Below are 13445 nucleotides of genomic sequence, written 5' to 3'. Positions count from 1 at the left end.
TCACATGTCCCAGGACACACAGGTCACGTTTCTGACCCAAGAGGCGCACGACCGCCTCGCCGCTGAACTCGAGCATCTCAGCACTGTCGGCCGCACAGAGATCGCGAAGCGCATCGAGGCGGCTCGCGAAGAGGGCGACCTCAAAGAGAACGGGGGCTACCACGCCGCGAAGGACGCTCAGGGCGTTCAGGAAGCGCGTATCGCCCAGCTCACCGAGCTGCTCCGGCACGCCAAGGTCGGCGCCGCCCCCGAGAGCCGCGGAGTCGTCGAGCCCGGCACCGTCGTCACCGCCGTGATCGCCGGCGATGAGGACACGTTCATCATCGGCAACCGCGAGATCGGCGACGGCAGCGAGCTGTCCGTCTACAGCGAGGCGAGCCCGCTGGGTTCCGCCATCCTCGGTCTCAGCGTCGGCGAGTCCACCTCGTACACGGCCCCGAACGGCCGGCAGATCCAGGTCCAGGTCACGAAGGTCGATACCTGGACCGGTCAGTAGCCCTCACGACCGCCGCCCGGGCGGTCGGCACGAACGACGATGCGCCGTCCACCTGAGGTGGGCGGCGCATCCGTCTGTCCAGAGTCCGAACGGGCGCTCGGGACGGGACCCGTTCCGTGTTCAGGCTCACAGCCGTCTCGGCTGCATATGGGCGTCGAAACCTCCCTCCTCCTGAACACGAAACAGGTGGGAGTCCTCCTGAACACGAAACGGGTGGGAGTCAGTCGACGATCGGGTCGTAGCCCGCTTCGCGGAGAATGCGCACCACCTCTGCCCGGTGGTCAGGCCCGCGCGTCTCGACGCTCACCTGCAGCTCCACCTGGCTGATCTGCAGGCCATGACCGTGACGCGTGTGCAGCACCTCCACCACGTTCGCGTTCGCTGCGGCGATCAGTTCCGATGTGCGCGCGAGCTGGCCGGGGCGATCCGGCAGCATCAGCCGCAGGTTGAGGTAGCGGTCGGAGATCGCCAGCCCGGCGGCGACCACGCGCTGCATGAGCAACGGGTCGATGTTGCCGCCGGAGAGCAGCACCACAGTGCGACCGAGCTCGCCTCCGGATGCCTGTGCCGCGCCCGTGAGGAGCGCCGCGACGCCCACCGCTCCCGCAGGCTCCACCACGAGCTTCGAACGCTCCAGCAGGAGGAGGAGAGCACGCGCCGTGTCATCGTCGCTGACCGTGACGACGTCGTCGACGAGCTCCTTGACGATCGCGAAATTGAGCGTTCCCGGCTTGGCGACGGCGATGCCGTCGGCGATGGTGGATCCCGTCGCGATCTCCACTGGTTTGCCCGCCTTCAACGAGACCGGGAACGGCGCAGCGTTCTCCGCCTGCACGCCGATGATCCGCACGTCCCGCCCCTCCTGGCGCGCTCGCTGCTTGACCGCGGCGGCCACGCCTGAGATCAGTCCGCCGCCGCCGATCGGCACGATGATGGTGTCGACGTCGGGCACGTCGTCCATGATGTCGAGACCGAGCGCAGCCTGGCCGGTGATGATGTCAGGGTGGTCGAACGGGGGAACGAAGATCGCTCCCGTGTCGCGTGCGAACTCGGCGGCGGCCCGAAGCGGCTCCTCGACGGTGGCCCCGCCGAGCACCACGTGCGCGCCGTAGTCGCGCGTCGCCTGCAGCTTGGGCAGCGCAACGCCGAGCGGCATGAAGATGGTGGATTTGACGCCGAGCTCGCGGGCACCGAAGGCAACACCCTGCGCGTGGTTGCCCGCCGATGCAGCCACCACTCCCCTCGCCCGCTCCTCGGCACTGAGCTTGGACATCATGTAATAGGCGCCGCGGATCTTGTACGAGCCGGTTCGTTGCAGGTTCTCGCACTTGAGCAGCACAGGGGAACCGAGAATCTCGGACAGATACGTCGACGTCTCGATAGGAGTCTTCTTGGCGACCCGGGACACGACCTCGTGAGCGTGCTCGATCTCGTCCAGGCCGGGGCCGACGGTGAAGGGACGAGTGGATTCGCTCACGGCTGTCACGCCAGAAGTCTACGTTTCGGCCCATTCCGAACCCGGTATGGGCACTGGGGTAGCCGACGGCGGACGGCCGGCACCGTGGCCGAGCCCCACCCCAGCGACCTACGGGCGGTCGTCGGCCCTGCGCGCGTCATCCGTCTCAGCACCGCCGGTTCCGTCGTCGCCGGCACGGGCGGCGGATGCCTCGGCACGACGCTCCCGCCACCTGCGCGGTCGCGGCACTGTCTGCCACAGCGCGTCGGGGGGCCCGGCATCCGCGGGCACCGCCCCCGGTCGCCACGCGCCGGAGGACACGTACCTCACCATGACGTTGAGCACGGCGGCGAACGGCACGGCGAACAGCGCGCCGGGGATGCCGGCCAGCAGGGATCCCGCCGCCACGACCAGCACGACGGCGAGCGGATGCACCTTCACGGCCGATCCCATGATGAGCGGTTGCAGCACGTGCCCCTCCAGCTGCTGAACGGCCAGCACGCCCGCAAGCATGATGATCGCGGCCACCCAGCCGTTGTAGACGAGCGCGACGACGACGGCGAGAGCGCCCGTGATGACCGCACCGACGATCGGGATGAACGATCCCAGGAAAACCAGTACCGCGATCGGCACCACGAGCGGGAGGCCGAGAGCGAACGCGACGAGGCCGATGCCGAGCGCGTCGATCGACGCCACGAGCACCTGCACGCGGGCGAAGCTGGCGAGGGTGGCCCATCCGGCGTGACCGGCTCCGTCGGCGGCCGCCCGTGCCCTGCGCGGGAAGATGCGCACGATCCACGACCAGATCCCCTTGCCGTCGATGAGGATGAACAGGGTGCTGAAGGCCGTGAGCACGGCGCCCGTCAGAACGTGTCCGAGGGTGGAGCCGATCGAGAGCGCGCCGGAGATCAGCACCTGCGTGTCCTGCTGCAGGGCCTTCAGGAGCTGGGCGACGTATCCGTCGATCTGCGAATCGGAGAGCGAGAGCGGAGGAGCATGCAGCCAATCACGGAACGCTTGGAGCGACTCCGCTGTCCTCGACTGCAGCGACGAGGCCTCCTCGCGGATCTGCCACACCACCAGCACGACCAGGCCGCCCACCACGACGGCGACGGCGACGAGCGCGACGACGATGGCCAGCCAGCGCGGCCACCTGTGCCTCACCATGATCTCGACGAACGGCACGAGCAGGGCGGCGAGCAGCACCGCGACGAGCACAGGGACGACGATGAGTCGCAGCTGGACCACGAGGAACACGACGACCGCGATCACGGCTCCGATCAGGAGCAGGCGCCACGACCAGGCTCCGGCAATGCGGACGCCGCGCGGGATGGACTCCTCGACGGATTCGTGAACGGGTTCCCGAACGGACTCCGCGACTGATTCCTGCACGAGGCGATCGGGCTCCGGATGCTGCGCCATCGGGTCAGTCTATTTGCCGTTGCCGACCGTGAAGTCCGCCTGTTCGCGCCAGGTGGCGCCGACACCGCACAGCGGACCGGACGAACGGACCGAGCGGCCCGGTGTCGGAGGGTGCGGTTAGTCTCGTGCGGATGGCATCCTCCAGCGGCTCAGCGTCGACCTCCCTCGCGTCGGTCCCCGCTGCCCCGACGTCCACGGCACCGTTCAGTGCTGCACCGATCGGTTCTGCACCGATCGGTTCCGTACGGAGCAGTTCTCCACCGATCAGCTCCGCACCGACCCGCACGGCGTCGGCCGGTTCTGCACCGATGCCGACCGCGTCGATCTCCGCCGCACAGGCCAGGCGCGTGGCCCTGGCGGCGCAGGGTTTCGCGCGTGCCCGCACCACGCCTGTCGGCACACGCCAGCTCAACGCGCTCGTCGACCGGATCGGACTTCTGCAAATCGACTCGGTCAACGTGTTCGAGCGCAGCCACTACCTCCCGGTGTTCGCCCGGCTCGGCGCCTACGACAAGTCGCTGCTCGACGCCGTCACGCTGAAGGCCCGCGCCGCGCACACCGAGTACGTGGCGCACGAAGCGGCGTTCGTGCGGCGCGAGGACCGCCCGCTGTTCCGTTGGCGCATGGACGCCCTCCGCTCCCGCTACGCGGGCGATCGCGACGCCTGGGAGACCGCACACGGTCGCACGGCGCGCTGGCTGCTCTCCGAGCTCGCCGACCGCGGTCCCCTCGCCGCGAGCGCCATCGAGCATGAGGAGAACGTGCGCAAAGGCCCATGGTGGGGCTGGTCGGAGGTGAAGAACACGCTCGAACTGCTGTTCCGCTTCGGCGACGTCGCGATCGCCGGCCGTGATCGCTTCGAGCGACGCTACGGCCTGCCGGAGCAGGTGTTCCCGGCATCGGTTCTCGATGTCGACGTGGACGAAGCGGATGCCGTGCGCGAGCTGGTGCGCAGATCCGTCACGGCTCTCGGAGTGGGCACGCTCGGCGACATCGCCGACTACTACCGGCTGAAGAACGCGCCGACGCTGGCCGCGCTTCGCGACCTCGAGGACTCAAGAGACGTGCAGCCCGTGCGTGTCGCGGGATGGGAACGATCGGGAAAGCCGGCGCCGGCCTGGCTGGCTGCCGGCACGCGGATACCGCGCGCGGTTCCGGCATCCGCTCTGCTCTCGCCCTTCGACCCGATCGTGTGGCGGAGAGAGCGGGCGCTGCGGATGTTCGGCCTCGACTACCGCATCGAGATCTACACGCCGGCGCCGAAACGCGTGTACGGCTACTACGTGCTGCCCGTGCTGCAGGACGACCGCATCGTCGCGCGCGTCGACCTGAAGAGCGACCGCAAGGCCGGGGTGCTCATCGTGCAGTCCGCGTGGGCGGAAGCGGATGCCGACGCCGAGACTCCCGAGCGTCTCGCCGCACTCCTGCGCGATGCCGCCGACTGGCAGGGCCTCTCCGCGATCGAGGTGCGGGACCGCGGAACCCTGTCCGCACCGTTGGCGACGGCGGTGGCTTCGGTCCTCTGACCGATGCCACCGCCGTCCACGGATGTGATCGTCAGGCCTTGGCAGCGTCCGAACGCTCGTCGACCTCCGGGTCGAGCGGCGGCTGCGCCTGCTCGACGGCGATCACCTTCGGGTCGTCCTCGTCCGCACCGTAGTCGGACGGACGCGTGGAGTCCGTCGTGTCCTTCACCTTGGACAGGCGCAAGATCAGAGTGACCACGGTGGCGACGACCGCGTTCAGCACGAACGCCGAGATGCCGATGTACACCGGCACCGTGGTGAACGGGAACGGTGCGATGGATCCGCCGAAGTGCGCGTGCGTTGCCGGATTGAGCACGTTGTACGCCGCAATCGTGCCGTACAGGATGCCGACGGCCCAACCCGCGAACAACGCCCACTTGTTGAACCACCGCGTGTACAGGCCGGCGACGATGGCCGGGAACGTCTGCAGGATCCAGATGCCGCCCAGCAGCTGCAGGTTGATCGCCGAGGACTGGTCCATCCCGAGCACGAACACCAGGGCACCCACCTTGACGATGAGCGAGACGAGCTTGGAGACGTTCGCCTCCTGCTTCGGCGACGCGTTCTTCTTGAACAGGTCCTTGTAGATGTTGCGCGTGAACAGGTTGGACGCCGCGATCGACATGATCGCCGCAGGCACGAGAGCGCCGATGGCGATGGCCGCGAGCGCGATGCCGCTGAACCACGACGGGAACGAGTCGAGGAAGAGCTGCGGCACGACCAGCTGGGCGTTGATGGCACCGTTCGTGTCGATCGGCTGCGTGCCGGCCTTGATGGCCACGTAGCCCAGGAGCGCCAGGAAGCCGAGCATCAGCGAGTACAGCGGTAGCACCATCGCGTTGCGGCGGATGGTGTTTCGGCTCTTCGTGGACAGCACGCCGGTGACCGAGTGCGGGTACATGAAGAGCGCCATCGCGCTGCCGAGCGCCAGCGTCCAGTACGCATTGAAGCTGCCCGCGCCGGGGATCGTCGCGCCGAACGGCGTGCCGGTTGCCGGGTTCGTCTTGCCGAGCTTGTCGCCGGCAGCGGTGAAGATGCCCTCCCAGCCGCCGAAGTGCGCCGGCAGATAGGCGATCGCGACGATGATCGCGATGTAGATCAAGATGTCCTTGACGATCGCGATCAGGGCCGGGGCGCGAAGTCCGCCGGTGTAGGTGTAGGCCGCGAGCACGACGAACGCGATGATCAGCGGCAGGTCCGCCATGAAGGGGTTCGTATTAGAGCCGAGTCCGAGCACGGTGAGCACGGACTTGATGCCGACCAGCTGGAGGGCGATGTACGGCATGGTCGCCACGATGCCGGTGACGGCGACGGCGACGGACAGCCACCTGCTGCCGTAGCGACCGCCGACGAAGTCGGCCGGCGTGACGTATCCGTGGCGGTGCGAGACCGACCACAGCCGGCTCATCAGCAGGAACACGATCGGGTAGAGCACGATCGTGTAGGGGACGGCGAAGAATCCGCTGACCGCTCCTGACGCCCACATGGCGGCGGGGACCGCGACGAACGTGTACGCCGTGTACAGGTCGCCGCCCAGCAGGAACCAGGTGATCCAGGTGCCGAATCCGCGGCCGCCGAGGCCCCATTCATCGAGCGTGTGGAGTCCACGGCTCGCGGGATCGGTGCGCCAGCGGGAGGCGAGGAATCCGACCACGGCGACGACGACGAAGAGCACGATCACCACGATCAGGGCCACCCAGTTGACGGGGCGGTTGCCGTGGGCGTCCGGTCCCGTCGCCGTCGCGAGATGACCGGCGAGAGAGGCGAGGTGGAAGGAGTTCGCGATCATCGGGCATCCCCTTCCTCAGTGTTCGTATCGCCGGTGTTCTCGTCGGCGATGGTCTGATTTCCAGGACCCGCGGATGCCGCACCGGAAGCACCGCGAACCTCCTCGCGGCGACGCCGGTCCTCCTTGCGCATGATGAGGTACGCGATGCCGAGCAGCCCCGCCGCGATGAACACCCAGAGCAGCTGATACCAGTAGAAGAACGGGATCCCCCACAGGCTCGGCTCGGCGAATGCGTAGAGGGGGACGATCAACGGCATGACGATCGCGATCGCGATCAGGATGCCCGAAATCGCGTAGGGAACCGGCTTCGCCGGACCGCGCGTTGGGGTATCGGGTTCAGACACCTTTGTCTCCTTGACGGAACTGACTGCGGAACGGCCCGCACCGGAAATCGTTCCGGATCGGGGTCGTCACGACCCCCGAACGGGGTCGTCGCAGAGCCCAGAATTCACCCCGGCGTCTGTGCGCGTCAAGGACTTTCCCAGGAAGGGATGACTAGAAGCTCGAGCCCATCTTCTTGAGGCGGGCGATCCGGTCCTCGATCGGCGGGTGCGTCGAGAAGAGCCGGCTCATCACGGAGGGCTTGAGCGGGTTCGCGATCCAGAGGTGCGCCATGGACGAGTTCTGGCGGCGCATCGGCCGTCCGTACTCCTCGAGCTTCTGCAGCGCGCTGACCAGCTCATCGGGATTGCGCGTGGTCATGGCGCTCGTGGCATCCGCAAGGTATTCGCGCTGACGCGACACCGCCAGCTGCACCAGCGAGGCCATGAGCGGCGCAAGGATGAGTGCCACGAGACCGACGATCAACAGGATCGGGTTTCCCCCGCCACCACCGCTGTTGTTGTTCCGGTTGTTGCCGCCGGCGAAGCCGCCGAAGATGCTCATGCGCAGCAGGATGTCGGCGATCAGGCCGATGGCGACCGTCAGACCGAACACGATCATGGAGACGCGGATGTCGTAATTGCGCACGTGACCCATCTCGTGCGCCATGACGCCCTGCAGCTCGGAGTCGTCCATGATGTCGAGCAGCCCCGTGGTGGCGGCGACGACCGCATGCTGCGGATCCCGTCCCGTTGCGAACGCGTTCGGCGCCGGGTCGTTGATGACGTACACCTTCGGCATGGGCGTGCCCATGGTGATCGAGATGTTCTCGACCGTGTTCCAGAGGCGTGGGTTGTCTGCCTTCTGAATCTCCTGGGCGCCCGACGCCGCGACGGCTTGTCCGGATGCGGTCCAGTACTGCAGGAACGCGTACCCGATCGCGATGATCATCACGACGATGAGGATGGTCCAGCTGTTGAACAGGAAGCTCGCGAGCCATCCGATCAGGCCGATGATGATCAGGAAGACGATGATGATGAAGACGGTGTTCCGCTTGTTCGCGGCGATGGCCCTATACATAGACGGGTGCCCTGTGATCCACGGATGCCTGTAGCGCTACGGCCGTCGACCGGTCAGAACTGCACGCGCGGGGGCTCGGCGATCGCATTGGCGTCGGCCACCTCGAAGAAGTCGCGGGCACCGAATCCGAGGCGCTTGGCGAAGAGGTTGTTCGGGAACACCTTGATCTTGGTGTTGAACTCGCGCACGCCGCCGTTGTAGAAGCGACGCGCGGCCTGGATCTTGTCTTCCGTGTCGACCAGGTCGGACTGCAGACGCAGGAAGTTCTGGCTCGCCTGCAGCTGCGGGTACGCCTCTGCGACCGCGAAGATGCTGCGCAGAGCGGTCTGGATGTGGTTCTCCGCGGCGGATGCCTCCGCCGGTCCGCTCGCGGACAGCGTCTCGGCACGCGCCTTGGTGACGTCTTCGAAGACGGTCTTCTCGTGGGCGGCGTATCCCTTGACCGTCTCGATCAGGTTCGGGATGAGGTCGGCACGACGCTTGAGCTGCACCGTGATGTCGCTCCACGCCTCGTCGACACGCACGTTGAGCGTGACGAGCGAGTTGTACATCGCCCAGAAGTAGATGCCGATGATCACCAGAATCACGACGATGATGATGACGGGGATCAGCCATTCCATGGCGGGCAACTCCTCGGGAACCGACGGGGACGTGTCGAGCGACGACACCCGCCCATCCTACTGGGCGCTGCTCGGCGCTCGGCGCGTTCTCACGACACTCGGAGCAAGGGCCAGGGTGCCGCAGAGCCGATGGCGAGGATGGCCGGCGTCAGCGCTCTGCGGCGGGGACCTTCACGGGGCCGAGGACGGCGCGGAGGTATCCGTTCTCGAAGACGCCCTGCGGGTCGAGCCTGTCGCGGACGGCGACGAACTCGTCGAACCTCGGGTAGACGGGACGCAGGTCATCCGCGGTTCTGGTGTGCATCTTTCCCCAGTGCGGGCGTCCGTCGTGGGCGCGCATGATCGCCTCGACAGCGGCGAAGTACTTGGTCGGATCCTCGCGGAAGTAGCGGTGCACGGCGATGTAGCCGGTGTCGCGGCCGTACGCCGTCGACATCCAGTTCTCGTCGGCCGCCGCTGAGCGCACCTCGACCGGGAACGAGATGCGCCATCCTCGGGACCGGATGAGCGCATCCACCTCGCGCAGCGCTCCCGGCACGGCCTCGCGCGGCAGCGCGTACTCCATCTCACGGAAGCGCACTGCACGATCGCTGACGAACACACGCGGCGAGTGGTCTGTGAACTCCCCGTTGCCCATCAGACCGCCAGCCATGCGGTTCACCGGCGGGATGATCCCCGGGATCACCGATCCGACGGCACAGATGCCGCGGTACACGCCGTTCGCGACGATCTCGTCGGAGACCCACGCCGAGAAGCCGCCGCGGGGGCGACGCTCGGCATCGACCGGCAGACGGGTGTTGGTCTTCGTGACGGCGACGTCGGTGTGCGGGAACCAGTAGAACTCGAAGTGGTCCTCGCGCTGGGAGCGGTCGAGGTATCCGTCGAGGACGTCACCCAACGGCTCCGAGCGCTCCACCGCGTGCAACAGGAACGCCGGCACGCACTGGAGCGTGATGTCCACGAGCACGCCGAGCGCGCCGAGCCCCAGGCGTGCTGCCGGGAGGAGCTCGGCGTTCTCCGTCTCGGAGACGTGCAGCAGGGATCCGTCTCCCGTGACCAGCGTTGCCGCGACGATCTGCGTGGCGAGTCCACCGAATCGGCCACCCGTGCCGTGGGTGCCGGTCGACGTGGCACCGGCGATGGTCTGCCGGTCGATGTCGCCCATGTTCTCCAGCGCGAGCCCGTATGGCGACAGCAGCTCTGGCAGCCGGTACAGGTTGGTGCCAGCGCCGAGCGTGACCCGGCCGGATGCCTCGTCCACCGCGATCACGCCGCTGAGCTGATGCAGGTCCAGCTGCACCCCCGGCGCGACGGCGATGCCGGAGAAGCTGTGTCCGGCGCCGACGGGCTTGAGGTGCAGGCCGCGCGAGGCGGACGCGACGACCGCGCGCTGCACGGCCGCGACATCCCGCGGCCGCTCGACGTGCGCCGGACGGATCCGCTGGCTCCTCCCCCAGTTGCGCCACACGGCGCCGGTCGCCGTCACAGGAACGCCTTCCCTTCTCCGCGGTACGTGGGAACGGATCCGACCACCTCGCCGTTCTCCACCAGCGCGAACGCGTTCACGTGCTCGCTCAGCTCGCCCGACTTCGTGTGCCGGAACCACACGCGGTCGCCGACCCGCAGCCCCGACGCGTTCGGACCGCCCAGCGGGGTCTGCACCTCGCCCGCCATCTCGCGCGGCGCCATCTTCAGTCCGGTCGGCCAGGCGACGGCGGGCAGCCGGTCGACGGCTGGCGGACCGGATGCCACCCATCCGCCGCCGAGGATGGTCGCGCTCCCCTTCTCAGCGTTGCGCACCACGTCGAGCGCGAAGGATGCCGCCGGAGCGGGCGAGAACGAGCGGTAGTTGTCGAAGAGGTGGCCGCCGAGCAGCCCGCTTCCGGCGCCGATCTCGGTGACCGAGGGATCCGCGGACGTGAACTCGAGCGATCCCGTTCCCCCGCCGTTGACGAACTCCAGCTGCGCGATGCCGCGCACCGCGGCGACCGCTGCGGCACGCCGCTCCAGGAGCTCCGCCTTCGAGTTGCGCTGCATCCAGCGCACGGTCGCGGCGTACGCGGGGCGGCCGAGCGGGGCATCCCCCTGTCCGGCGATCTGCGCCTCGTAGGCCATCATGCCGACGAGGGTGAAGCCGGGTCGGGCGACGATGTGCGCTGCCAGAGCGGATGCCTGGTCGGGCGTGCGCACGGGCGAGCGGAACACGCCGATGCGGCCGACCGGGCCCATCCACGCGGTGTCGAGTTCGATCGCCACTCGGATGCTCTCCCGCTTGCCGGCGGGAACCACGCGATCGACGAAGTCGAGGTGCTGGACGGAATCGACCATGAGCGTCACCCGCGAGGCGAGCTCACCGGAGGCCGCGAGACGCCGGAGAGCCGCGCGATCCGCTGTCGGGTAGCCGAGCACGATGTCCTCGATCGGCGCATGGTCGGCGTCGCCCTCGGCGAGCCAAAGCGCCTCCTCGAGGGTGTACGCGAGAACACCGTGGAAGCCGGGCAAGGCCAGGGCTGCATCGATGACGGCGCGCACGCGCACAGACTTCGACGCGACGCGGATCGGGGTTCCCGCCGCCCTGGCGAGCATGTCGTGGGCGTTGGCGCGAAGCGCGTCGAGTTCCAGCACGGCGACGGGAGCGTCGAGGTGGGCCGTGGCCGCGCCGAGTCTCGGCCAGAACAGCGCCGGGTTTCCCCACCGCCGCCGGGATGCCGCAGGCTCCGTCGTCAGGTCGATGGTCGTCGAGCCGGACGACGTCGTGGATTCAGTCGCCATCAGCGCACCGCTTTCACTCGAGAGACGGCCAGCGCGCCCGCGAACGCGAACACGGCCGCCGTGACGAACAGGCCGGCGAATCCGGCGAGGAGCACCAGCAGGGCACCGACCAGAGGGGCCAAGGCCTGCGGAACCGCCGTGGCGATGTTCATGATGCCGAGATCCTTGCCGCGGGTCTCCGGGTCGGGAAGCACCTGGGTCGCGAGGGCCTGGTCGACGGCGAGGAAGCATCCGTAGCCCAGGCCGAGCAGTCCGGCCGCGACCATGGCGACGCCGAGCAGCGGAACGAAGGCGAGGATGATCGCGGCGAGCGCCTGCAGCGTCGAGGAGAGGAACACGAACGCCTTGCGCCGGCCGATAACATCGGAGAGCTTGCCGAGCACGAGTGCGGCGGCGATCACGAACACCATATAGATGAGGGTCAGCACGAGCAGGTCGTCCTGGGCCTGCCCGGGCGTTTCGTGCAGTCCGAATTCGATGAAGTAAAGCAGGAGGGTCGTGCCGAACGCGTTGCCGAAGTTGACCAGGATGCGGCTGAGCAGGGTCCAGCCGAAGTCCGGGTACTTCTTGGGGCTGATCCACAGCGAGTCGATCATGCCGCGCAGGGAGAAGGGCGAGCGCTGGGACGGCAGCAGCACGGCATCCGGGATGAACAGGAACGGCGTCACGAACACGATGAGCAGCACCGCCATCGCGGCATAACCGAGGAACGTGCCCAGCGCGAGCATCGTGACGAGCAGGATGCCGGCGATGATGCCGATCGCCTGCGGCGCCGACAACCAGCCCGAGACGTATCCGCGCTGGTCCACGGGAACCTGATCGCTGATCGTCGCCGTGAGCGCGGCGGTCAGCACGCAGAATCCGGTGAGCGCGAGGCACCAGAACACGCCGATGCCGACCATCGTCGTCTGCAGGCCCAGCAGGAGCAGGGACAGCGCGAAGAGCACGGCGCCCGCGGCGATCCAGGGGCGGCGGCGTCCGAAGCGGCTCGTCGTGCGATCAGAGAGCGCGCCGGTCACCGGGAACGCGACGATCGCGCACAGCGCGGAGATGCCGGAGATGATGCCGAATGCGACCACGTTCTGCACCCAGGCATCCGTCTTCAACTGCTCCTGGATCTGCGCCGGCAGCAGCAGCTGGATGGGTGTGAGCTGGGCCATCCAGACGCCGAACCAGGCGAACGCGAAGGCGGCGATCCAACGGCCGCCGACCCTGCGGACAGGCTCGGCGAAGACGTCGACGGTCACGCGCGTTCCGCCCGCCACCGTTCCGTCAGCGGTCACGATCGTGCTCCCTGCTTCATGGATCCAACGGCGCCGGCCGCCGAGGCACCAGCGGGGGCGACGCCACGCGGCTCGCTCAGGGCGGCCACGGCATCCGCTGCGAAGTCGATCAGACGGTGTGCCGCCTCATCGTCGCGCGTCGCCAGCCACGTGAACGTGAGCCCATCGGTGAGACCGACCAGCATGCGCGCGATCTCGTCCACCGGACGGCTCCAGACGGCACCCACGAGCTCCGCCGCTGCGCACAGCGACGACTCGGCGAGTGCGTAGTACCGCTCGTACTGCACGAGGGCGAGCTGCTCGGCACCGGGCGTGCGCTGCGAGTACTGCGCGAGCTCGAACATGGCGCGCTCGTGATCCGGATCGGCCAGCACGCCCGCGAAGTAGTGCTCGAGGCCGCTCTTCAGCGCCTCGCGCATGTCGGCGGGAACGGATGCCGGTGCCATGGCGGGCAGGATCGACCGCTCCTCCTGCTCCACGACATGCTTCACAACCTCGCGCATCAGCTCGTCGCGGGATTCGAATGCGTAGTGGAAGGACGCCTGCGGCATGCCGGCCTCACCGGCGATGGCTCTGGTGGTCGCTGCGGCGACACCCTCCCTGGCGATGACGCTGAGTGCGGCCGCGATGAGCGCGGCTCGGCGATCGGCGACAGACATGCGCGTCATGCGCGCGGCCGT

At 68.2% G+C, this 13445-nt stretch carries 12 protein-coding genes; 2 read left to right on the top strand and 10 right to left on the bottom strand.

Annotated elements, in window-relative coordinates; translation table 11 throughout:
- The first annotated feature begins 4 nt into the window (after positions 1-4).
- Positions 5-496, top strand: coding sequence for a transcription elongation factor GreA (gene greA, locus ACX9R5_RS09655; RefSeq protein ID WP_459408765.1), 492 nt, complete (start codon positions 5-7; stop codon positions 494-496).
- A gap of 220 nt (positions 497-716) precedes the next feature.
- Here the strand turns inward: greA and ilvA are convergent, their stop codons facing one another.
- A complete protein-coding gene (gene ilvA, locus ACX9R5_RS09650) occupies positions 717-1982 on the bottom strand; it encodes a threonine ammonia-lyase (RefSeq protein ID WP_459408764.1) in 1266 nt (421 codons plus the stop codon).
- A gap of 99 nt (positions 1983-2081) precedes the next feature.
- Positions 2082-3374, bottom strand: a complete 1293-nt coding sequence (locus tag ACX9R5_RS09645) for an AI-2E family transporter (RefSeq protein WP_459408763.1) — start codon at positions 3372-3374, stop codon at positions 2082-2084.
- Positions 3375-3682: 308 nt separating this feature from the next.
- On the opposite strand from ACX9R5_RS09645, the gene ACX9R5_RS09640 reads away from it, so the two are divergent.
- Positions 3683-4900, top strand: a complete 1218-nt coding sequence (locus tag ACX9R5_RS09640; RefSeq protein ID WP_459408762.1) for a winged helix-turn-helix domain-containing protein — start codon at positions 3683-3685, stop codon at positions 4898-4900.
- 31 nt (positions 4901-4931) lie between these two features.
- Here ACX9R5_RS09640 and mctP read toward each other — a convergent pair whose 3' ends face one another.
- The 8 genes from mctP to ACX9R5_RS09600 all read right to left on the bottom strand — a co-directional run bounded on the left by mctP (position 4932) and on the right by ACX9R5_RS09600 (position 13424).
- The gene (mctP, locus tag ACX9R5_RS09635; protein WP_459408761.1) at positions 4932-6689 is read right to left on the bottom strand and encodes a monocarboxylate uptake permease MctP; all 1758 of its coding nucleotides are present in this window, start codon (positions 6687-6689) and stop codon (positions 4932-4934) included.
- The gene (locus tag ACX9R5_RS09630; RefSeq protein ID WP_459408760.1) at positions 6686-7033 is read right to left on the bottom strand and encodes a DUF3311 domain-containing protein; all 348 of its coding nucleotides are present in this window, start codon (positions 7031-7033) and stop codon (positions 6686-6688) included. The genes mctP and ACX9R5_RS09630 overlap by 4 nt, the downstream gene beginning before the upstream one ends.
- 151 nt (positions 7034-7184) lie before the next feature.
- Positions 7185-8090, bottom strand: a complete 906-nt coding sequence (locus ACX9R5_RS09625; RefSeq protein ID WP_459408759.1) for a M48 family metalloprotease — start codon at positions 8088-8090, stop codon at positions 7185-7187.
- 53 nt (positions 8091-8143) lie between these two features.
- Positions 8144-8710: a LemA family protein gene (locus tag ACX9R5_RS09620; protein ID WP_459409061.1), complete on the bottom strand. Its 567-nt coding sequence runs from the start codon at positions 8708-8710 to the stop codon at positions 8144-8146.
- 148 nt (positions 8711-8858) lie between these two features.
- Positions 8859-10196, bottom strand: a complete 1338-nt coding sequence (locus tag ACX9R5_RS09615) for a D-arabinono-1,4-lactone oxidase (RefSeq protein WP_459408758.1) — start codon at positions 10194-10196, stop codon at positions 8859-8861.
- Entirely contained in the window at positions 10193-11482 is a 1290-nt protein-coding gene (locus tag ACX9R5_RS09610) for an alanine racemase (protein WP_459408757.1), read from the bottom strand. The genes ACX9R5_RS09615 and ACX9R5_RS09610 overlap by 4 nt, the downstream gene beginning before the upstream one ends.
- Positions 11482-12765, bottom strand: coding sequence for an MFS transporter (locus ACX9R5_RS09605; RefSeq protein WP_459408756.1), 1284 nt, complete (start codon positions 12763-12765; stop codon positions 11482-11484). The genes ACX9R5_RS09610 and ACX9R5_RS09605 overlap by 1 nt, the downstream gene beginning before the upstream one ends.
- Positions 12762-13424, bottom strand: coding sequence for a TetR/AcrR family transcriptional regulator (locus tag ACX9R5_RS09600; RefSeq protein ID WP_459408755.1), 663 nt, complete (start codon positions 13422-13424; stop codon positions 12762-12764). The genes ACX9R5_RS09605 and ACX9R5_RS09600 overlap by 4 nt, the downstream gene beginning before the upstream one ends.
- Positions 13425-13445: the final 21 nt, after the last annotated feature.

The organism is Rathayibacter sp. CAU 1779 (assembly GCF_054551755.1).
This window is presented reverse-complemented; position numbering and strand designations above follow the sequence as displayed.